The 21,902-nt window shown below is 73.2% G+C and carries 14 protein-coding genes; 5 read left to right on the top strand and 9 right to left on the bottom strand.

Annotation, left to right across the window (positions count from 1 at the left end):
• Nucleotides 1-36: 36 nt before the first annotated feature.
• Nucleotides 37-1,287: a heparan-alpha-glucosaminide N-acetyltransferase domain-containing protein gene (locus ACH9D3_RS13295; RefSeq protein ID WP_396411298.1), complete on the top strand. Its 1,251-nt coding sequence runs from the start codon at nucleotides 37-39 to the stop codon at nucleotides 1,285-1,287.
• 91 nt (nucleotides 1,288-1,378) lie between these two features.
• Here ACH9D3_RS13295 and ACH9D3_RS13290 read toward each other — a convergent pair whose 3' ends face one another.
• Complete coding sequence (locus ACH9D3_RS13290) at nucleotides 1,379-2,494, bottom strand: uroporphyrinogen-III synthase (protein ID WP_396411297.1); 1,116 nt, start codon at nucleotides 2,492-2,494, stop codon at nucleotides 1,379-1,381.
• Nucleotides 2,495-2,616: 122 nt separating this feature from the next.
• Nucleotides 2,617-5,244, bottom strand: a complete 2,628-nt coding sequence (gene nirB / locus ACH9D3_RS13285; RefSeq protein ID WP_396411296.1) for a nitrite reductase large subunit NirB — start codon at nucleotides 5,242-5,244, stop codon at nucleotides 2,617-2,619.
• 228 nt (nucleotides 5,245-5,472) lie between these two features.
• Between nirB and nirD the strand changes: the two genes are divergently transcribed.
• The 3 genes from nirD (at nucleotide 5,473) to ACH9D3_RS13270 (ending at nucleotide 8,432) form a co-directional block, all read left to right on the top strand.
• On the top strand, nucleotides 5,473-5,847 hold the full coding sequence (nirD, locus tag ACH9D3_RS13280; RefSeq protein ID WP_396399082.1) for a nitrite reductase small subunit NirD: 375 nt from the start codon (nucleotides 5,473-5,475) through the stop codon (nucleotides 5,845-5,847).
• A gap of 123 nt (nucleotides 5,848-5,970) precedes the next feature.
• Entirely contained in the window at nucleotides 5,971-6,933 is a 963-nt protein-coding gene (locus tag ACH9D3_RS13275) for a hypothetical protein (RefSeq protein WP_396411295.1), read from the top strand.
• A 203-nt stretch (nucleotides 6,934-7,136) separates the two neighbouring features.
• Nucleotides 7,137-8,432 (top strand): heparan-alpha-glucosaminide N-acetyltransferase domain-containing protein, encoded by a 1,296-nt coding sequence (locus ACH9D3_RS13270; RefSeq protein WP_396411294.1) that lies wholly within the window; start codon nucleotides 7,137-7,139, stop codon nucleotides 8,430-8,432.
• 167 nt (nucleotides 8,433-8,599) lie between these two features.
• Here ACH9D3_RS13270 and ACH9D3_RS13265 read toward each other — a convergent pair whose 3' ends face one another.
• Complete coding sequence (locus tag ACH9D3_RS13265) at nucleotides 8,600-10,342, bottom strand: phospho-sugar mutase (protein WP_396411293.1); 1,743 nt, start codon at nucleotides 10,340-10,342, stop codon at nucleotides 8,600-8,602.
• A 56-nt stretch (nucleotides 10,343-10,398) separates the two neighbouring features.
• Nucleotides 10,399-11,220: a purine-nucleoside phosphorylase gene (locus tag ACH9D3_RS13260; protein ID WP_396399078.1), complete on the bottom strand. Its 822-nt coding sequence runs from the start codon at nucleotides 11,218-11,220 to the stop codon at nucleotides 10,399-10,401.
• Nucleotides 11,221-11,305: 85 nt separating this feature from the next.
• Between ACH9D3_RS13260 and ACH9D3_RS13255 the strand changes: the two genes are divergently transcribed.
• On the top strand, nucleotides 11,306-12,730 hold the full coding sequence (locus ACH9D3_RS13255) for an NAD(P)H-quinone dehydrogenase (protein WP_396399077.1): 1,425 nt from the start codon (nucleotides 11,306-11,308) through the stop codon (nucleotides 12,728-12,730).
• A gap of 66 nt (nucleotides 12,731-12,796) precedes the next feature.
• Here the strand turns inward: ACH9D3_RS13255 and ACH9D3_RS13250 are convergent, their stop codons facing one another.
• From ACH9D3_RS13250 to ACH9D3_RS13230, 5 genes are all read right to left on the bottom strand, one after another.
• A complete protein-coding gene (locus tag ACH9D3_RS13250; protein ID WP_396411292.1) occupies nucleotides 12,797-14,209 on the bottom strand; it encodes an MFS transporter in 1,413 nt (470 codons plus the stop codon).
• Between the two features lie 300 nt (nucleotides 14,210-14,509).
• A complete protein-coding gene (sbnB, locus tag ACH9D3_RS13245; protein WP_396411291.1) occupies nucleotides 14,510-15,589 on the bottom strand; it encodes a 2,3-diaminopropionate biosynthesis protein SbnB in 1,080 nt (359 codons plus the stop codon).
• Nucleotides 15,586-16,584 carry a TauD/TfdA family dioxygenase gene (locus ACH9D3_RS13240; protein WP_396411290.1) on the bottom strand — a complete coding sequence of 333 codons (999 nt, stop codon included), beginning with the start codon at nucleotides 16,582-16,584 and terminating at the stop codon, nucleotides 15,586-15,588. Before ACH9D3_RS13240 ends, sbnB begins: the two co-directional genes overlap by 4 nt.
• Before the next feature lie 20 nt (nucleotides 16,585-16,604).
• Nucleotides 16,605-19,121 carry an amino acid adenylation domain-containing protein gene (locus ACH9D3_RS13235; RefSeq protein WP_396411289.1) on the bottom strand — a complete coding sequence of 839 codons (2,517 nt, stop codon included), beginning with the start codon at nucleotides 19,119-19,121 and terminating at the stop codon, nucleotides 16,605-16,607.
• On the bottom strand, nucleotides 19,118-21,838 hold the full coding sequence (locus ACH9D3_RS13230; protein ID WP_396411288.1) for a Pls/PosA family non-ribosomal peptide synthetase: 2,721 nt from the start codon (nucleotides 21,836-21,838) through the stop codon (nucleotides 19,118-19,120). The genes ACH9D3_RS13235 and ACH9D3_RS13230 overlap by 4 nt, the downstream gene beginning before the upstream one ends.
• Between the last annotated feature and the right edge of the window lie 64 nt (nucleotides 21,839-21,902).

The raw sequence follows: 21,902 nt of genomic DNA, 5'->3' as shown, positions 1-21,902 counted from the left end.
GGAGAACCCACACCCCCCCAGAACAGGACGACGACCATGACAGACCGTGCAGCCGGACGTCCGTCCCCGGACGCCGTCCCCGGAGCGGCTGCCCGGCGGACGTCGGGCCGTCTGATCGGCATCGACGCCGCACGGGGAGTGGCGCTGGTCGCCATCATGTGCGTCCACCTGCTGCCCGCGGCCTATCCCAGCACCGGCAGGCCCACGCTCACCTGGATCCTCTTCCCCGGGGACTCTCCCGCCCTCTTCGCCCTGCTCGCCGGGACGGGGCTGGCCTTCACCTCCGGCGGGCGGCGGCCCGTCCGGGGCCGGGCCATGGCGGCTGCGCGGGCGGGCGTCGCGGTGCGTGCGGTGCTGCTGCTGGCCCTGGGCCTGAGCATCGGCCACCTGATGCCGCCGGAGCCCCCGGCCTACAACATCCTGATCTACTTCTCCGTCTTCTTCCTGCTCACCCTGCCCTTCATCGGGCTGGCGCCGAGGACGCTGTTCGTCCTCTCGGGGGTGTTCCTGCTGGTGGGCCCCCTGCTGATCCACCTGGTCGGCGACGCGCTGCCGGAGTTCTCCTCGCTCAACCCGACCCTCGGGACCGTGGTCTCCGAGCCGGCCGCCGTGTTCTGGCAGCTGCTGCTCACGGGCACCTATCCCGCGCTGCCCTACATGGCCTATCTGCTCGCCGGCGTGGCGATCGGACGGCTGAACCTGCGCAGCCTCCACGTCCAGGTGCGCCTGCTGGTCGCCGGCGCCGCCCTCGCGGCCACCGCCAAACTCGTCTCGTGGCACGTGCTCCACTCCGCCGACGTCTACACCACGCTGCTCTACAGCATTCCCTCCCTGACCCGCGAGCAGCTCGACAACCTGCTCGTCTACGGTTCCGGCGGGCTGCCGACCAACACCCCGTGGTGGCTGGTCCTGACCACCCCCGACCTCAACACGCCGTTCTCCGTGGCCTGGAGCCTCGGCTTGGGCCTGGCGGTGGTCGGGGCGTGCCTGCTCCTGGCCCGCAGGTTCGAGACCTGGATGGTGCCGCTGGCCGCCATGGGGGCGATGACCCTGACCCTGTACTACGCCCACCTCGTGTTCCTGTCCTTCGAGTTCTTCTACGCCCACCGGCTGCTCTGGGCCGTGGTGAGCCTGGTGCTCTCGGCGCTCTTCGCCCTCGCCTGGGAGCGGGCCTTCGGGCAGGGGCCCGTGGAGCTGCTCATGAACGCGGTGGTCCGCCCCGTCCGCAGGGTGGTGCTGGGCCGGGAGCCCCGCGGCACCCCGAACTCCCGAACCCCGGGCTCCTGACCCCCGGGGATTCGGGAGTTCGGGGTCCTTGACCCGGGTTCCCGGGCCCCGGCAGTTGGCGCCGGGCGGTGCTCGGGAACGGTCGCGGCCGTCACACGTCCAGCCGGTAGCCGCGCTTGATGACCGTGGCGACCAGGGGAGCGGGCAGGGCCCTGCGCAGACGCGAGACGACCATCTCCAGGGCGTGCTCGGTGTCCAGGCCCGGCACCGCGGACAGCAGCCGGCTCCGCGGGACCACCGCCCCGGGGTGCGCCGCGAGCGCCCGCAGCACCGCCACCTGGGCGTCGGAGAGCGGGACGAACACGCCGTCCAGGGACATGCCGGTGCTCATCAGCCGCAGCGTCCCGTGCCGGGTGGGGACCACCAGGGTGCGCTCCTCGGCGGCGTGGGTGCACACCGCCCGGACCAGGGCCCCCAGCCGGAACCGTTCGGGGACGAGCGGCTCCACGCCGGCCTCCCGCAGGGGCCCGGCGCACACGGGTCCCACCGCGGCGGCCGTGACGTCCGTGCGCAGGGCGTCCACGAGCTCGTCGTAGCGGCCCGTCTCCTGGGCCGTGCTGAACAGCGAGTCCACGGCTGGGGCGGCCGTGAAGGTCAGCACGTCGAGGCGGCGTCCGCACACGTCCCGGATCAGGGCGGGCAGGCGCGCGCCGTCGTCGGCGGACAGCCACCGGTAGGGGGAGACGGTGTCCACCCGGGCCCCGGCGGCCACGAGGCGCTCCAGCTGAAGCTGGTCGGTGAGCCCGTGCAGCTGGACGGCTACGCGGGCACCGGCCACGCCGTCGGCCAGGAGGCGGTCCACCACGGTGGAGGTCCGCTCGTCCTCGGAGACCTCCGCGTCCTCGAGCTCGAGGGAGAGCACCTGGCCCCGGGCCTTGGCCCCGCGGGTCAGCACCCGGGCGGCCCGGAAGGCGTCCCGCAGGTCCTCGCCGAGGCCCGCGGCGTCGGCGGCCTCGAACCACCGGCGCAGCCCGTAGGCGGTCGTCACCACGATGATCCCGGGACGGTGGGCGAGCAGGGCGCGCGTGTCCTCGACCACCCGGGTGTCCTCGGCGACCGGGGAGATCCTCAGGGCGGGGGCGTGCACCACCTGGGCGCCGCGGCGCTCGAGGGCGGCGATGAAGTCCGCGGCGCGGCGGTGGGCCGTCACGCCCACGCGGAACCCGGTGAGCTCGCCGAGCTGGGGGACGGAGAGGTCAGCGGTCATGCCCCGAGGATATGGCGGGCCTGTGACCGGGGTGTTTCCCCGTGTTGCCGGTTCCGCACCGTTCCGGCCCCGCGCTGTTCGACCCCCGCACCGTTCCCGTGCCACACCGGGTGGGGCCGCGCTCAGACCCCGGCGGACGCGGGGGACGCGGCGTCCGCGCGCACGGGGATGCGCGGGCCGGTCAGCAGCACGGGGCCGTCGCCGGCCGCGGCGGCCGCGCGCTCGGCGTCGGTCGCGGGCCGGCGCTGGCCGCGCTCGAGCACGTAGTCCTGGGAGTCGTCCGGAGCGGCGTCGTTGACGAAGGAGCGGAACCGGCGCAGCCGCTCGGGGTCCGCGAGGGTCGCGGCCCACTCGTCCTCGTAGCGCCCCACGTGGCGCTCCATGGCCGCCTCGAGCTCCTCGCCGATGCCGAGGGAGTCCTCGACGACGACGGCGCGCACGTGCTCGATTCCGCCGTCCAGCTCCTCCTGCCAGCGGGCGGTGCGCTGCATCCGGTCCGCGGTGCGGATGTAGTACATCAGGTACCGGTCGATGCAGCGGACCAGGGTGTCGTCGTCCAGGCCTTGCGCCAGCAGTTGGGCGTGCGCGGGGTTCGCGCCGCCGTTGCCGCCGGTGTAGAGGTTCCAGCCGTCGGTGGTGGAGATGACGCCCACGTCCTTGCCGCGGGCCTCGGCGCACTCGCGGGCGCAGCCGGAGACGCCCATCTTGAACTTGTGCGGGGAGCGCAGCCCCCGGTAGCGCAGCTCCAGCCGAACGGCCATGCCCACGGAGTCCTGCACCCCGTAGCGGCACCACGAGGAGCCCACGCAGGACTTCACGTTGCGCAGGGCCTTGCCGTAGGCCTGCCCCGACTCGAAGCCGGCGTCGACGAGCTCCCGCCAGATCTCGGGCAGCTGCTCGAGGCGCGCACCGAACATGTCCACCCGCAGCGCCCCGGTGATCTTGGTGTACAGCCCGTACTTGCGCGCGACCTCGCCGAGCACGATGAGCTTCTCGGGGGTGATCTCGCCGGCCGGCACGCGGGGGACCACGGAGTAGGTGCCGTCCTTCTGCATGTTCGCCAGCGCCCGGTCGTTGGTGTCCTGCAGGGCGCCGCGCCCGGCGTCGAGCACGTACTCGTCCCGCTGCGAGGCCAGAACGGAGGCGACCACGGGCTTGCAGATGTCGCAGCCCAGACCGGTGCCGAATCGGGCCACGACCTCGTCCCACGAGGTCAGGTCCAGGGCGCGCACGGCCTCGAACAGCTCGGCGCGGGAGAGCTCGAAGTGCTCGCACAGCGCCCGGGAGACCTCCACGCCGGCCTTGGCGAGCTCCAGGTCCAGCGTCTTCTTGAGCATGGGGATGCAGGACCCGCACTGGGTGCCGGCCCGGGAGCACGCCTTGAGCTCGCCGATCTCGTGCACGCCGCAGGAGATCTGCTCGCGCACCGCCCCGGTGGTGACGTTGTTGCAGGAGCAGACGACGGCGTCGTCGGGCAGGTCGCCGGCCGGGGCGTCCCCGCCGGAGGCGGACAGGTAGGCGCCCGGCTCGGCGGGCAGCTCCCGGCTCAGCAGCGGGCGCAGCGCGTTGTACGGCTCGGCGTCGCCCACGAACACCCCGCCCAGCAGGGTCCGCGCGTCCTGGGTGACGACGACCTTCTGGTACATCCCGCGGGCGGGGTCCGCGTAGACGACCTCGAGGCAGTCCTCGGTCTCCCCGTAGGCGTCGCCGAAGGACGCGACGTCCACGCCGGCGAGCTTGAGCTTCGTGGCGGTGTCGAAGCTCTCGAACGTGGAGCGCCCGCCCGCGAGGCGGTCGGCCACGATCTCGGCCATCGTGTTGGCGGGGGCCACGAGACCCAGGCACTCCCCGTTCCAGGAGGCGACCTCGCCGATCGCCCACACGTGCTCCGCGGAGGTGCGGCACGCCTCGTCGATCACCACGCCGCCGCGCGGGGCGGTCTCGATCCCGGCGTTGTAGGCCAGCCGGTCCCGGGCGCGGATGCCGGTGGCCACGATCACCAGGTCAGCCTCGAGGTCGGCGGCGTCCCGGAACTCGACGGCGCACACCTCGCCGTCGGCCTTGCGCAGCCCGATGCCGCAGGGCCGCTCCCCGAGGTGCAGGCGCACGCCCCGGGCGGAGATCAGGGCGTTGAGGGAGCGCCCGGCGCCCTCGTCGAGCTGGGCGTTCATCAGCCACTTGCGGGAGTGCACCACGGTGGCCTCCGCGCCGAGGTCCTGGAGCCCCCCGGCGGCCTCGAGGCCCAGCAGTCCGCCGCCGATCACCACGCCGCGCGGGGTGCGCCCGTGGAGCGCGCGCAGCCGCTCGACCTCGGCGCGGATCCCCGCGACGTCGTCGAGCGTGCGGAAGACGAACGCGTGGTGGGCGCCCGGCACGTCAAGGCGGGCGGCGTCGGAGCCGGTGGCCAGGACGAGCTCGTCGTAGCCGGTCACGGTCCCGTCCGCCGTCGTGACGGTGCGCGCCGCGGGGTCGATCTCCTGGGCCCGCGCGCCCTGGCGGAGCTCCACCCGCGGGTCCTGCCAGACGGTGCCCCCGCCCAGGGTCAGGTCGACCGCGCCGTCGGGCCCCGTCAGCGCCCTGGACAGCTGGACGCGGTCGTAGGGGACCCACGGCTCGTCGGCGAGCACGGTCAGGCGCACGTGGTGGTCCTCCGCGGACAGCGCCGCCTCCGCGAAGCGGTGGGCGGCGGGACCGCCGCCCACCACCACGACGTGCTGGGGGGACCGGGCGGAGAAGGGGGAGCGCGTCACGGGGACCTCCGGGAACGTGTGGGCGGCTGGGGCGTCGCCCCCGACTCTAGGAGGGCGGGATTGCCCCGCGGTTGCCCTGCCGTTCCGGTCGCTTTGCGCCTCCCTCACCGGCGGCCCGGCTCCGCGTGAGCGGTGCTTGACCGGCGCGAAACGGTCCCGGAGCCTGCGCGTCACGGGGCCCGCCTAACGTCGAGCACGACGTTGCCCCACGAGCCGCAGGAGACCCCCATGACCGCGACATCCCCGGAAGCCCCGACCCGCGCCGCCGGCGCCGAGCCGGTCTGGCACGACGTGTGCGCCCTGGCGGACCTCGAGCCCCTGTGGGGGGAGGCCGCGCGGGTGGCGGGCCGCCAGGTCGCCCTGTACCGGGTGGACGCCGCGACGGTGCTCGCGGCCGACCACCGCGACCCCCGCACGGGGGCCTGCGTCATGGCGCGCGGCATCCTCGGCTCCCGCGGCCGGTCCGTCACCGTCGCCTCGCCCCTGCACAAGGAGGTCTACGACCTCGCGACCGGGCTGTGCCTCACCGGCGACGGCCCGGCCCTGCCCGTGCACCCGGTCGAGGTGCGCGAGGGGAGGGTCCTCGTCGGTCTCTCCGGCTGACGGCACGTCGTCGGCGTTCTCCCAGGAGCTCGTCCGTAAGATGACCGGGTGACACGACAACACTCCCCGCGCGGCCCACGGTTCCCGTGGCCCTGGCCACGGAAGCACCGCCACCGCGGCGAGGTGTCCCGGCGCTCCCGGCGACGGCTCCGCGCGCTCGCCGCGACCGCGCTGGGGCTGGTGCTCCTGCTCCTCGCGACCGTGGCCGTCCTGGTCGACCGGAGCGGCGAACCGCAGCCGGAGGCCGAGGCCCCCGAGACCGTCTCCTGCGACCGCTACGGCCTCGACGGCGTCCGGGCGGAGGCCCGCGGTCCCGGCGGCCCGACCGACGGGACGATGCTGGACTCCCGCGTGTTCGGTCCCGGGGCGGAGCGGCGGGACCGCTTCCGGCTCGACTTCGAGCACGAGGGGATCACCGGCAACTACCACGTCTTCGCGGAGGGCCTGGACTGGGACCGGCCGGTGGGCGTCGTCTACCACTTCCACGGGGACGGGGCCTTCGAGTACGAGAACCCCGAGTACACCGCCTCCTGCATGGCGAAGGTCGCCGAGGAGCACAACCTGCTGCTGGTGGTCCCGCGGACCCCCGACCGTTCCGGGGACACCACCTGGTGGGAGGAGCGGGACCTCAACGCCGAGTGGTTCGTCGCCCTCGTGGAGGAGCGCCTCGAGGCGGACTACGACATCGACCGCTCCCGGACCTGGCTGACCGGGTACTCCGGCGGGGCCCAGTTCATCAGCCAGAACCTGCTGGCGGACCACCTCGACCTCGTGCCGGGGGGCGGCGCGATCATGATGGGCGGCGGGCAGGCCCCGCGCTCGCCGGACGCGGAGCCCACCCGCGACCAGCTCGAGGACCTCCTCCTGCGCTGGGACGTGGGGACCGAGGACGACGGGACCGATCCCCAGGCCCGCTTCGACGCCCTCTCCGCGGCGGAGGACGGGTACCGGTGGTACGAGCGGCAGGGGTTCGAGCACGCCCGGATCCGGTACCGGGAGGGCGTCGACCACTTCGGGCTGCCCTACGCCCGCATCCTCGAGCGGACCCTGACCGCCGCCGAGGAGGACGGTCAGGACGCGGCGTAGGAGACTGCAGGAGCGGAAGCACGGGACGACGCCCGGGAGGCGGGCCGATCTGCGTTTGCTCTAGTAAGCTGGTGCGCGTACCAGTGCGCTCCGAGCCTCCTGACCGAGGCCCTCGCGCGAGCACCGGGTGCCGTGCCGGGGGGCGCGGACGGGGTCGGCCTCGGCCCGGGGGCACCGAACCGATCGATCCGTGGGGGAACCAGATGTCCGAAGAACGCGCGCTGCCGGCGGGCACCGTCCCCGCACCCCGGGTCGGGACCGGTGGGACCGGGGCGGACGTCGCCGCGGCCCCGCGGCCGGCCCGGCGCCTCATCGGCGTCGACGCCGCCCGCGGCCTGGCGCTGTTCGGCATGGTCACCGTGCACACGCTGCCCTCGTGGAACGAGCAGTCGGGCGAGGCCCACTGGTCCTGGACGCTGTTCGCCGGGCACTCGGCCGCCCTGTTCGCCACGCTCGCCGGCGTGAGCCTGGCCTTCGCCTCGGGCGGTCGCACGCCCCGCACGGGACGGCGGATGACGGCCGCCCGGTGGGCGCTCGCGGGACGGGCCGGGGTGATCGCGCTGGTCGGCTTCCTCCTGGGCTTCCTGGAGCTGCCCGTGAGCAACATCCTCATCTACTACGGGATGCTCTTCCTGCTGGCCGTGCCGTTCCTGCGCCTGGGGACCCGTTCCCTCCTGCTGTGCTCGGCGCTCTTCGCGCTCGCGGCGCCCTTCCTGATGCAGTGGTCCGTCGACGTCCTGCCCGGTCTGGAGTACGCGAACCCGAGCCTCCTGGACCTGGTCCTCGACCCGGGGACCGTCCTGTCCCAGCTGCTGCTGACGGGCGTCTACCCCGCTCTGCCCTGGATGGCGTTCCTGCTGGCCGGCCTGGCCGTGGGCCGGACGGACCTCACGAGCCGGAGGGTGCAGACGCTGCTCGCCGCCGTGGGCGCGGCCGTGGCCCTGCTCGTGTGGGGCGCCTCCGTGCTCGCGCTGCGCGTCCTCGGCGGCTACGAGGCGATCGCCGACGGAACGCCCTGGATGGAGGCGTCGGAGATCGAGGAGGTGATGGTCTTCGGCGGGGACCCCACGCTGCCCACCGACACCCTGTGGTGGCTGCTGATCACGGCGCCCCACTCGAACACGCCGTTCTTCCTGGCGCTCAACGTGGGCCTGGCGCTGTCGGTCCTCGGGGTGTGCCTGCTCCTGGAACGCGTCGCGGGCAGGGTCCTCGCCCCGGTCGCCGCGGCGGGCGCGATGACGTTCACCCTCTACACGGCCCACCTGCTGCTGCTCTGGCCGGAGTACTACGACCTCGCGCCCGTCGCCTGGACCGTGGCCCAGATCGCGGCGTTCACGGTGTTCGCCCTGCTGTGGCGCCGAGCGCAGGGCCAGGGCCCGCTGGAGAAGGTGGTCACCCGCAGCACCCGGGCCATCTCGCACCGGGTCCTGGCCCGGGGCGGGGACGGGGCACGTCCGCAGGCCCCGCGGACCGCACCGCGCGCACCGGACGGTCCGTAGCGGCCCGCCCCGGCGGTCCACCGAGTCGCCGGCGTTCAGGGACCGCCGGGATTCCGGGAGCGCCGGGATTCCGAGACCGTTGAGATTCCAGGACCGTCCGGGGCCCGGCGCCGTCACGGTTCCCGGGCCGCCCGGAGGCCGGCCGCAGCACCAGGGCCCCGGTGCCGTCAGATGCCCAGCGCCGCCTCGAGCTCCGCGCGGATCCGCCCGAGCCGCTCGTGCGCCTCGGCGCGGGCGGCAGGCAGCGCCGCACGGGTCGCCACCGGGGAGACCACCTCGAGGTAGCACTTGAGCTTCGGCTCCGTCCCGGAGGGGCGCACGATCACCCGGGCGCCGTCCCGGGTGAGCAGGCGCAGGCCCTCGGTGGGCGGCAGCCCGGTCCCCGGGGCGGAGAGGTCGGCGACCTCGACCACGTCGGAGCCGCCCAGCGCCGCCGGGGGTGCGTCCCGCAGGGCGGCCGTCATGACCGGGATGCGGCCCAGGTCCGCCACCCGGATGCCCAGCTGGTCGGTCGCGTGCAGCCCGTGGGCCAGCGCGAGGTCGTCCAGCACGTCCTGGAGGGTGCGTCCTTGCGCGCGCAGCCCGTCGGCCAGCACCGCCACGGCGACGGCCGCGCTGATCCCGTCCTTGTCCCGGACCACGTCGGGCTCCGTGCAGTAGCCCAGCGCCTCCTCGTAGCCGAACGCCAGCCCCGGGACGCGGGCGATCCACTTGAACCCGGTCAGCGTCTCCCGGTGGGGGATCCCCGCCGCCGCCGCGATCCGTCCGAGCAGGCGGGAGGAGACGATGGAGCTCGCGAGCACGGCGTCGGCCCGGCCGGCCCAGCGCTCCGCCGCGGCGTGGCCGAGCAGCGCCCCGACCTCGTCGCCGCGCAGCATCCGCCAGTCCTGCCCCGTGCTCCCGTCGTCGCCGCCGTCCCCGGGGACCGGGACGGCCACGGCCACCCGGTCCGCGTCCGGGTCGTTGGCGAGGACGAGGTCCGCGCCCACGGCGCGGGCGGTGGCCAGGGCCAGGTCCAGGGCGCCGGGCTCCTCGGGATTGGGGAAGGCGACGGTGGGGAAGTCCGGGTCCGGCTCCGCCTGCTCGGGGACCACGTGCACGTCGGCGAACCCGGCGCGCCGCAGGGCCTCCGTCGTCGTGGCCCCGCCCACCCCGTGCATCGGGGTGAGCGCGATGCGCAGGGGCCGCTCGGCGCCCGCGGGACCGGGCACCACGGCGTCGAGGTAGTCCTGCTCGACGCCCCGGGGCAGGACCGTCCAGCCGTCCTGCGCCTGCGGGATGTCCGCGACGGGCCCGACCGCCGCGATCCGCCGGGCGATCATCCGGTCGTGGGGGGCCACGATCTGGCAGCCGCGGGCCTCGGGCTCCACGGCCCGGCCGCCCAGGTAAACCTTGTAGCCGTTGTCCGCCGGCGGGTTGTGGCTGGCCGTGACCATGACGCCGACCTCGGCCCCGTGGGCCCGCACCGCCCACGCGAGGACGGGGGTGGGGAGCGGGGCGGGCATCAGCATCGTCTCGATGCCGGCGGCGGTGAACACCGCGGCGGTGTCCCGGGCGAAGACGTCGGACCGGCGGCGGGCGTCGTAGCCGACCACCGCGCGCGGGCGCCGGCCGGGCCCGGCCGCGGTGTCCACGGCGACGACGTGCGCGGCCAGCCCTGCCGCGGCGCGCAGCACCACCACCCGGTTCATCCGCATCGGCCCCGCGCCCAGGGCCGCCCGCAGCCCGGCGGTGCCGAACTGCAGGGTGCCGGAGAAGCGGTCGGCCAGGTCCGCGCGGGCCGCGGCGTCCCCGTCCCCGGCCGCCCGGAGGAGGGCCTCCAGCTCGGCGCGGGTGACGAGGTCGGGATCGGCCGCGGCCCACGCGCGCGCGGCGTCGAGGAGCGCTCCGGTGCGGGAGTCGGTGGTCATGGCGCGGCCTCCTGGGGGACGTCGGGTGCGCGGGGGCGGGACGGGGCCCCGGCCGGTCAGAGCTGGGCGACGATGCGGGCGAGCAGCCCGGAGATCCGGGGGCCCGCGGCCCGGCCGGCCTCGAGCACCTCCTCGTGGGAGAGCGGGGTCGCGGAGATCCCGGCCGCCTGGTTGGTCACGAGCGAGATCCCGAACACCTCCATCCCGGCGTGCCGGGCGGCGATGGCCTCCAGGGCCGTGGACATCCCCACCAGGTCCGCTCCCAGGACCCCCGCCATCCGGACCTCGGCCGGGGTCTCGTAGTGCGGGCCGGGGAACTGGGCGTAGACCCCCTCCTCGAGGGTGGGGTCCACGCCGCGGGCCAGCTCCCGCAGCCGCGGCGAGTACAGGTCGGTGAGGTCCACGAACGTGGCGCCCTCGAGCGGCGAGCGCCCCGTGAGGTTGAGGTGGTCGCTGATGAGCACCGGCGTGCCCGGTCCCCACGACGGGTTCAGCCCGCCGCAGCCGTTGGTCAGGATCATGGTGCGGGCCCCGGCGGCCGCCGCGGTGCGGACGCCGTGGACCACGGAGCGCAGGCCCCGGCCCTCGTAGTAGTGGGTGCGGGCGCCGATCACCAGCGCGTGCCGGCCCGAGTCGGTGCGCACGGAGCGCAGCGTGCCCACGTGGCCCTCGAGGGCGGGCGGGGAGAACCCGGGGACCTCGGCGGCCGGGACCTCGGCCACGGTCTCGCCGATCAGCTCGGCGGCCTGGCCCCAGCCGGAGCCGAGGGTCAGGGCGATGTCGTGCGTGTCGATCCCGGTGGCCCGGCGGAGGGCGTCCGCGGCCTCCCGGGCGAGGTCGAAGGGGTCGGCCCGGTCAGCGCTGTGCTCTGTGTCCACCCGCCCAAGCTACCGCATGCGCCCGGGCCGCCCCGGGCGGCCGGGGCGGTTCCCGCGGCGCAGCACCACCTGCAACAATGGCCGGGTGACTGCACACAGCGAATTCTCCGTCCAGAAGCTCGTCATCATCGGAGGCGGTCCCGGCGGCTACGAGGCCGCCCTGGTCGCCGCCAGCCTCGGCGCGGACGTGACCATCGTCGAACAGCAGGGGCTGGGCGGGTCCGCCGTGCTGACGGACGTGGTCCCCTCCAAGACGCTCATCGCCTCCGCCGACGCCATGACCCGCTTCTCCGAGGCCGCGGACCTGGGGGTGCACGTGCGCGGCGGCAGCAAGGACGGCGACGAGATGAACGACCTCGGCGTGGACCTGGAGAAGGTCAACACCCGCCTGCTGCGCCTCGCGGCGTCCCAGTCCCGGGACATCAAGCGCGGGCTCGAGCGGGTGGGGGTGCGCGTGATCGCCGGCACCGGCCGCCTGCTCAGCCCCACCAGCGTGGAGGTCACCACCGAGGACGGCCTGGAGTACACCCTCGACGCGCAGGCCGTGCTGCTCGCAGTCGGGTCCCTCCCGCGGGAGCTGCCCACCGCCAAGCCGGACGGGGAGCGGATCTTCAACTGGAAGCAGCTCTACCACCTCACCGAGGTCCCCGAGCACATGATCGTGGTCGGCTCGGGCGTCACCGGCGCGGAGTTCGCCTCGGCCTACCGGGGCCTCGGCGCCGAGGTCACCCTCGTCTCCTCCCGGGACCAGGTGCTCCCGGGCCAGGACCAGGACGCGGCGGCCGTCCTCGAGAACGTCTTCGAGCGCCGCGGCATGAACGTGCTCAACCGCTCCCGCGCCGACTCCGTCGAGCGCTCGGAGAACGGAGTGGTCGCCACGCTCTCCGACGGGCGCAAGATCGCCGGCTCGCACTGCCTGATCGCGGTCGGCGCGGTCCCCGCGACCGACGACCTCGGCCTGGAGGAGGTCGGGGTGGCCGTGGCCGAGTCGGGGCACATCAAGGTGGACGGCGTCTCCCGCACCACCGTGCCGGGCGTCTACGCGGTCGGCGACTGCACGGGCGTGCTCCCGCTCGCCTCCGTGGCGGCCATGCAGGGGCGGATCGCCGTGGCGCACCTGATGGGCGACGCCGTCAAGCCGCTGCGCACGCACCTGGTGGCCTCCAACATCTTCACCTCGCCGGAGATCGCCTCCGTGGGCGTGAGCGAGGACGCCATCGAGGACGGCACCTACCAGGCGGACACGATCATGCTGAAGCTGTCCACCAACCCGCGCGCCAAGATGATGGCCGTCGAGGACGGTTTCGTGAAGATCTTCTCCCGCAAGGGCTCCGGCACCGTGATCGGCGGCGTCGTCGTGGGCCCCCGCGCCTCCGAGCTGATCTTCCCGATCTCGCTCGCGGTCACCCACAAGCTGCACGTCGACGACCTCGCCGACACCTTCACGATCTACCCGTCCCTGACGGGCTCGATCTCGGAGGCCGCCCGGCGCCTGCACGTGCACGTCTGACCCGCGCCCCGGAACGCACGACGGCCGCCCTCCGGGGGAGGGCGGCCGTCGTGCGTGCGTCAGGTGTCAGCGCCGGGTGACGACGCTGCCCATGTCGACGTCCTTCGTCTCCGGGGAGAACCAGAGCGCCACGAGGGTCAGCACCGCGCCGAACGCCAGGTACAGGCCGACGGAGCCCACGCCGTAGCTGGCGTTCAGGGTGACGGCGACGTAGGGCGTGATGGCCGCGCCGAGGATCGACGCCGTGTTGTACGCGACTCCGGAGCCGGTGTAGCGCACGTTCGTGGGGAACAGCTCGGGCAGGATCGCGGACATCGAGCCGAACGTCAGGCCCATCAGGGTCATGCCGACCGCGAGGAAGAACAGCACGCGGGCCGTGCTGACGTCCGCGCCGGTGCCGACCGCGGCCGGGTCCATGAGCAGCCCGAAGCTCAGCCCGAAGAGCAGGATCACCGAGGTGATCACCAGCTGCGAGCTGCGCCGGCCGAAGCGGTCGGCGACCCACCCGGAGATCGGCACCGTCGCGGCGAACAGGAGCACGGCGAGCAGCTGCAGCACCAGGAAGTCCCGGTAGGGGATGCCGAGGCCGCCGATGTCCGGGCTGGAGATGCCGTAGGAGAGGATCCACGCGGTCATCAGGTAGAAGAGCATGTAGGTGGCGAGCATGATGAACGTGCCCTGGATCATCTGCAGCCACGACCCGCGGAAGGCCTCGACGAGCGGGGTCTGGACCTTCTCGCCCTGGTCGAGGGCCTTCTGGAAGACCGGGGTCTCCTCGAGCTTGAAGCGCACGTACAGGCCGACGACCACCATGACCACGGAGGCGAGGAACGGGACGCGCCAGCCCCACGTGAGGAACGGGTGGTCGGTGCCCTGTTCGGCGACCGAGACGAAGCCCATCACGACGGTCAGCAGCAGGAAGAAGCCGTTGGCCAGGATGAAGCCGAACGGGGCGCCCAGCTGGGGCCACATGGCGGCACGCGCCCGCTTGCCCTCCTCGGCGTACTCGGTGGCCAGCAGGGCCGCCCCGGACCACTCGCCGCCCAGGCCGAGGCCCTGGCAGAAGCGCAGGATCGTCAGGATGAGCGGGGCCCAGATGCCGATCGAGTAGTAGGTGGGCAGCAGGCCGATGAGGAACGTGGCGATGCCCATGGTCAGCAGCGCGCCGATCAGGGTGGCCTTGCGGCCGATCCGGTCGCCGAAGTGCCCGAAGATCACGGAGCCGATGGGACGGGCCACGAAGGCCGCGGCGAACGTCGCCATGGAGGCGAGCAGCTTGGCCGTCTCGTCCTCGCCCGTGAAGAACAGGGCGGGGAACACGGCCACGGCGGCGGTGGCGTAGACGTAGAAGTCGTAGAACTCGATCGTCGTGCCCACGAGGGAGGCCAGGATCACCCGGCTGCGGGGCACGCCGGCGGACGGGGGGAGGGAAGGGGCGGGCGCGCCGGTGGCGCCCTGCCCGGTCACCGAAGAGGACATGGGGAAACCTCGGTCGTAGCAGTGGGCGGGGTGCAAAGCTCCGATGTTAGCCGGGGCATCCGCATGCCGGGTGTTCCGTCTCACATCCTGGAACGGCGGTCGGTCCAGGGCCCGCCGGTGGTGCGAGCCGCCCGCACGTCCTCGCCACCGGGGCCCCGGAGCAGGTCCAGGATCCGCCACCCCGGGAGCGGGTGCCCGGACGGCCGGGGCGAGGAGCGCCTCGACGAGCCGGGTGCCCTCCGCGTCGCGGCCGGCGTCCGGAGGCACGGTGGTGCTCTGCGGCAGGTCGACTCCGGGACGTCACCCGTAACGGCGCACTTCGTGGAAGAAGGAGTCGATGGTGTGCAGGCCGACGGTGCCGGCAACCGTGTCGTAGACGTGCTTGCCCACTGCCAGGTCGAGCACTCCCAGGCCGAACGGCGAGAAGACCACCGGCCGGTCCGCGGGCACCTCCACGGCGCCGGTCATGACGTCGTACAGCGTGCCGGCGAGGAAGTCCCGCGAGCCGGTGAGCTGCTCGGTCAGGTGCACGGACGTCTGGGCCTTCAGGCAGTGGTCCGCGTCGTCGACGATGTTCGTGGAGGCGAGGATCACCTCGGGCGCGAGGTCGCGCAGCGAGATGTGGAGCACGAGCGGGTGGTGCTCGAACCACGACGGCTCGGTCACGTGCGGTTCCCCCGCCGTGGTCGCGAACACGACCAGGTCGCTCGATCGGACCAGTGACTCGGCGTCCTCGTGGACGGTGACCGTGCTCTCGGGTGCGGAGCCTTCGAGGTAGCCGCGGAAGCCCTCGCAGCTGCCGGGCAGCAGGTCGAACACTCCCACCTCCTCGAAGTCCCACCCCGTGTCCGCGAGGAACGCATGGATGAAGCGGGCGATGAGCCCGACGCCGAAGAATCCCACCCGGGTGGGACGGCCCCGCTTCCGGCTGAGCCAGTCCGCGGCCAGGGCCGCCGAGGCGGCGGTCCGGGAGGCACTGATGATGGAGCTTTCCAGGCAGGCGAACGGGTAGCCCGTGTCGGGATCGTTGAGGATCAGCACGGCGGAGGCCCTCGGGATGCCGAACTCCACGTTGGTGGGGAAGCTGGAGATCCACTTCAGGCCGTCCACGGCACCGGGTCCGCCCAGGGAGGCAGGCAGTGCGATGATCCGCCCGGTCGGGCGGTCCGGGAACCGCAGGAAGTACGACGGCGGGTTCACCGTCCGTCCGGCGCCGTGCAGCCGGTAGGTGTCCTCCACCAGCGCGACGATCTCCGCCCGGTGTCCCTGCAGCATCTGGTCGACCTCCGCGCCGGAGATGACCGCGAAGGACGGGATGGCCGGTGGCCGTCCCGGGGCGTCCTGCACCTGATCCGTGTCGGGCCGGGACGTCAGTGTCATCGTCCCTCCTCCTTCGCGGACGCGCCCTGGAGCGACACCGGGTCGCTCATGGCGACGAGGATCTCGCGCTCGCCCTCGTACGGTTCGCGGCTGTGCGCCGTCCTGACGTTGTCCACGAGCATCAGGTCACCGGCGCACCACGGTTCGCGCAGGGTGTGCGACTCGTAGATCTCGTTCAGCATGGCCACGACGTCCTCGCCGATCGGGTCGCCGTTGCCGAACGCCGTCGTGAACGGGAGTCCGTCCTCCTCGTACGCGTCGATGAGGTACTCGCGGACCTCCGGCTCCATCGTCCACTCGCTGAGGAAGGCGACCTGGTTGAACCAGCAGCGCTCCCCGGTGACCGGGTGACGAACGATCGCGGCACGGCGCTGCCGCGTGCGCAGGCCGCCGTCGGGCCGCCACTCGAGCTCGATCCGGTTCGCCGCGCAGTAGCGTTCGACGGCCGCGCGGTCGTCCGTGCCGAAGGCGTCCGCGACGGAGGCGCCGATCTCGCCGTTGTAGTTGCGGATCAGCATCCAGCCGTCGCGCTCGAAGCGCGCGACCAGGTCTGCGGGGAGGGCGCGCAGCACCTCTCGGGAGTCTGCGACACCGGTCACGCCGCCGGCGTCCGGGGCGGTGAGGCAGGCCAGGAGCATCAGCCCGGGGGCGTGGAGCGTGTAGCTCAGCTCGTGGTGCATGCACATGGGTTGGTTCGCCGGCCAGGTGGCCGAGGAGTAGACGCCGGGCGCACAGGACCTGCGGGCGGCGAAGGCCTCCCGCTCGGTCATCAGCTCCGAGCCGACGGCCCGGAAGACGGCCGCGACCTGCTCGGGGTGGGACAGCCCGAGGCCGCGCACGAGGACGGCCCCGTGCCGGGCGGCGGCCACCCGCAGGGCGTCACGGTGCTGCTGGGCCCAGTGCACCGGGTCGCGGGGGGCAGGGACCACGGCAGTGGCCGGCGCACCCGGGCGCGTGTCGACGTCGAGCTCCGGAGGGGCGGATGTGGTGGACATGGTGGTTCCTTCCGGTGGGATCACGGGTGGGCGGGTGAGCCGGAGGCGGCGGACCTGGAGTCCAGCTCCGTGGCGAGGTCGGTGAGGACCGGGTGGCTGATGAGGTCCTTGAGAGACACCGCTCGGTCCAGGGCGATGGCGAGCCTGACGGCGGTGAGCGACGTGCCTCCGCGCTCGAAGAAGTGGTCACGGCGGTCGATCCGGCCCTCCGGTATGGCGAGCACGCGCGACCACGCCGCCGCCAGCCACTGCTCGGTGGGGGTGCGCGGAGCGTCGAGGGAGCCGCCCTCGACCTCGACGTCCGCTGTCAGGGCGGCGAGGCGCTTGCGGTCGATCTTGCCGTTGGCCGTCAGCGGGAGGGCGGGTTGCCACTGGAACACCTGCGGGACCATGTACCGGGGCAGCGACCGGGCCAGGAGCTCGCGCATCGGACCGGCGTCCAGCGGCTCGGGCGCGTGGTAGAAGGCGACCAGGTGCTTGCCCCGGTCCGGTCGCTCCGCCACGACGACCGCCCCGTCGCGGACTCCGGGAACCCGCAGGAGGGCGTTCTCGATCTCGCCGATCTCGATCCGGAACCCGGAGATCTTGACCTGGCTGTCGCGCCGACCCAGGTACTCGAGTCTGCCGTCCGGTGACCAGCGTCCGTAGTCACCCGCCCGGTAGAGCCGCGCGCCGTCCACATGGGGGTCGGTGGAGTACGCCTGTGCCGTCCGGTCCGGGTCGTTGACGTACCCACGGCCCACACACACCCCGGAGAAGGCGATCTCGCCCGGAGCGCCGAGGGGCACGAGTCGCCGGCGCTCGTCGAGGATGTGGATCCGGACGTTCGGGATCGGCCGGCCCAGCGGCACGTGATCGCCCGCCGGCGCGGCGCTCATCACCTCGTGGTTGGTGTCGTCCGAGGTCTCCGTCAGACCGTAGGCGTTGACCAGCCTGACGTCGGGCATCACGGCGAACCAGCGGCGGACCAGCTCCTGCTTCAGGGCTTCACCGGTCGCCGAGACGCAGCGGAGGTCGGGCAGGGGGCGGGGTCTGCCCTCCAGGTAGGCCACCACCGCGTCCAGGTACGACGGGACGACCTGGAAGACCGCGACCCCGCCCCGTTCCACCGTGTCGACGAACCGCTCGACGTCCAGGACCCTGTCCTGCGCGACGATGAGCGTGCGGCCGCCGACGAGCAGGGCCGAGACCAGTTGCCACAGCGAGATGTCGAAGCACTGAGGGGCGCTCTGGACGACGACGTCGCCGGGGCCGATGCCCAGGTCCTCGATCTTGGCGTACAGGTGGTTGACCATCCCGTCGTGCTCGCACATGGCGCCCTTCGGCTCGCCCGTGGAGCCCGAGGTGAAGTAGACGTAGGCGAGCTGGTCCGGACGCACCTCCATGCCGAGGTCGTGGGCGGCATGCCCCTCGGCCTCGACGTCCTCCATGAGGAGCTTCGTCACGGCGGGCATCCCGGTGAGTGCTCCGTCCAGCGATGTGGTGCTGCCTTCCTCGGTCAGCACCATCCGGCACCCGGCTCGGGTGATCGTGCCGGCGATCCGGTCGGGGGGGAAGCGCGGTTCGAGCGGAAGGTACGCGCCTCCGGCCTTGAGGATGCCGATGACGGCGGCCATCCACTCCAGGTTCCGCTCGGCGACGACCGCCACGATGTCCTCCGCCTGCAGTCCCCGCGCGAGCAGGGCGCGGGCGAGCCGGTTGGCGCGTGCGTTCAGTTCCGCGTACGTCCACTGTCGCGTGTCCTGGACGGCCGCGACGCGTCGGGGATGCTGCCGGACGCGCTCCTCGAACAGCTCGTGGAAGCGTCGCTGGGGCCGGGGGCGCACGGGCCCGGCCAGCTGCTCGAGCTGGAGGCGCCGCTCGTCCGGATCGACCAGGCCGGCGTCGACGGGGTCCGCCTCGGGGTCGGCGACCAGGTGGCGGAGCGCGGTCAGGTGGTACCCGGCGATCCTGCGGGCGGCACCGGCGTCGAGGACGTCCCGCCGGTACCGCAGGCGGAGCACGTCGCCCCCGGTCGTGTGCCGGACGGACACGCCGAGGACGATGCCCGCCGGCAGCTCGGGATCGGCGTCCTGGCGGGTGTCGAGCACCACCTCGTACCCCGGAGAGGCCGTGGGCGGGCGCGCCTGCTCCGGCCCGGGCTGCTCGGCGCCCGCCTGGACCTGCCGGACGTGCGCCTCGCGGACCAGGTCTCGCCAGGACCCCTGGCCCAGGTCGAGATCGCACCGCCACGTCCCCGCGGTGTCCGTGCAGCCGGTGGCGATCTCCGGCTCGCCCGACAAGGCCTGGAGCACCCTCGCGTGAGCCGCCAGCCAGACCGAGCTGGGCGTCACCTCCCAGGCACGCGCCAGAGGCGGCACGGCTGCGCGCAGGTCCTCCGGCACCGCCACCTCGACCTGCTCCTGGCCCGCGTGGCGGTCCTGCGTCCATCGAGGGATCTCCGTGGGCGGGACCCCCGGGAGGGCCGGACGATCGCCGGCCGGGTCCGACGGGTGCGCGGCGACGGCCCGGCAGGTGAGCGCGGTGCTGGTGGTCATGACCGGTGCCTTTCCGAGGTGGCGGGGAACGTGGTGGCGGCGGGGGCCTCGAGGGCCGGGTTGCCACCCCACAGGGATCCCCGGGTGAGGGTCGCCCCCTTCATCACGAAGGAGTCGGTGGCGACGACGGCACCGTCCTCGACGGTCACGCCGTAGTGGACGAGGGCGCCGACACCGAGCGTGACGTCGTCGCCCACGACGTCGTGATCGGACTTGAACATCCCGTCCTCCTGGGAATGGCACTGGATGTTCGTGCCGGTGTTCAGCGTGCAGCGGGAGCCGATCGTCACCAGGCTCCGCTCGGGGATCGCGCAGCCGTCGTCGAAGACCCGGCTCCCGATCCGCACGCCCAGCAGGCGCCAGACCAGCGGCCTGAACGGCGTCCCGTTGAGGACGGTCATGCGCCGGGCCTCGATCTGGAGCTTCCAGTACCGCTCGTGCCACCGGAAGTAGGGGTGGTAGATGGAACAGAGCTGGGGCTGAAGCCCCCGGGACCGCGTCACGAGGTGCTCGATGCCGATGGAGACCAGGATGCCGATCAAGAGCATCACGAAGAACGACACGGACAGGGCCAGGAAACCGAACCGGTCGAACAGGTCGAGGGCGGCGAACAGGACCACCAGGGCCAGCGACGCGTGGAACCATCGGACCAGCATGAAGAGGGCCATCGTGCGCAGGTTGTGCCTGTTCTTGGCCGACAGGACCCGGAGGAAGTGGGCACGGTCCGCATGCTCCTCGAGAGGAGCGTCCCGCAGGACCGAGCGAGGGATCTCGAACGCCGGTGACCCGAGCAGACCCACGTCGTGGCGCACCGGTCCGTCGACGGGGACCATCACCTTGGTCGCGAGCAGACAGTTGTCCCCGGTCCTGGCCCCGGCCGGGTAGAACACGAAGTTGCCGAGGAAGTTGTGCGCGCCGATCGCCGCCCGGCTGACCTTGAACGACGTCGCCGAGTAGTCGGTGTTCATGAACGACAGCCCGTCGGCGATCATCGTGCCGGTGCCTATCGTCGACAGGAACGGGTTGTCGTGCTTGAACAGCGTGCCCAGGTTCGAGCCGGACTGCTGGACCTCCTCGAGGTCGTATCCGAGAGCCCGCACGTAGTGCACGACGTACGAGCTGTCCCCGAACAGGCTCCCGAACATGGGACTGTTGGTCATCCTCTCCACCGATCGCTCCACCACGTACCGCAGTCCGAACATCGGGTACACCGTGTCAGGTTGCAGCGCGAGCTGGAGCACCCGCGGCACGGTCGTCATGACGACCAGCACCACGACCGCTCCACCGAGGACGCCCACGCCGGCGAAGGCGAGAGCGTCGGCGTAGAAGACCCAGTCGGTGAACGCGAGGGAGTTCGACTCCAGGAGCGCCGCCACGCGCGGGAACGCCAGGACGGCCAGCGTGATCGCCAGTCCCAGCATGGTGCGGCCCAGCCCGATCGTGGCCACGAGCTGGGACGCGGCGAACAACCCACGCCGCCACGGCCGGAAGGGAACGGGGTCGACCGTGCCGAAGTCCACGTCCGTGCGCCGGCCCGGCGAACCGTGCCAGTGCTCGCCCTCGGGCACGGCCTGGCCGGTGTACAGGGTGGAGCGGTGGCCCAGCTGTGCGCCGTCCCCCAGCGTCGTGCCGATGTCCAGGACGCTGCCCTCGCCGACGATCACGTCCCGGCCCAGCGTCACCGCACCGAGCTGGATGACGCCGCCGTGGGCGCGGTAGCCGTTGACGTACACGTCCTTGCGGACCACCGTCCCCTCCCCGATCGTGAGCAGGTCGGTGCAGACCGGCAGGTGTCTGGTCAGGATCGTCACGTTGCGGCCCACCGTGGCACCCATGGCCCGCAGGTAGAAGGGGGTCACCGGGGAACCGGGCAGCAGGGAGAGGGGCGACGTGCGCATCAGGGCCTTGACCAGCCAGAACCTGAAGTAGGCCAGGCTCCAGATGCGGATCTCCTGGGGCCGGAAGCGTCCGACGAAGATCCACTTCGCCGCCACCGGCAGGACGCACAGCAGCACGAACGTCGCCCCGCCGAAGGCGACCGACCGCAGGTAGATCTCCCAGAAGCTCGTCCCGTGGCCCACCCAGTGGTGGTTGCCCGGCCCCGCCTCCGGGAAGACCCAGTAGTACCACGCGGCCGCGAGCCCGCCGGCGAGCAGGCAGTAGCCGAGGTAGACGAGCACCTGCAGGGCGCCACAGGTGACGTACTCCCACGTCCGCGCGTCCATGGGCGGTGGCGTCTCCGGCACGGACGCCAGGACCGGTGCGGGCTCCTGCGGCCGGTCCTGCTGCGAGGTGCCCTGCAGGGCCGCGGCGAGGGCGGAGACACTCGGATTGCTGTAGATGTCCTTCATGGACACCGCCGGCAGGTCCGGCTGCTTGCGCACCCGGGCGCAGAACTTCGCCATCACCAGCGAGTCCGCGCCCAGGTCGGCGAAGAAGTGGGCGTCCAACGGCACCTGCTCCCCGCCCAGGACCCCGGTCAGCACCTCGGCCAGCCGGTCCTGCACCGGATCTGCCGGTGCCAGCGCCCCGGCCAGCGTCGTGATCGTCGGGTGCTGGTAGATGTCCTTCATGGACACCGCCGGCAGGTCCGGCTGCTTGCGCACCCTGGCGCAGAACCGTGCCATCACCAGCGAGTCCGCGCCCAGGTCGGAGAAGAAGTCGGCGTCCACGGGGACGTCGTCCCTCTGCACCACCGAGGCGAGAACAGCCGCCAACCGACGCTCCAGCGGAACGTCCGCTCCGTCCCCCCCGGTGGCCGGTGCGGACGGCAGTCCGCTC

Origin of the sequence: Kocuria kalidii, assembly GCF_044462225.1 — a bacterium.
GTDB classification, from domain to species: Bacteria; Actinomycetota; Actinomycetes; order Actinomycetales; family Micrococcaceae; genus Kocuria; species Kocuria kalidii.
The sequence above is the reverse complement of the archived record's forward strand: the minus strand, read 5'-3'. Positions and strand labels throughout refer to the sequence as shown.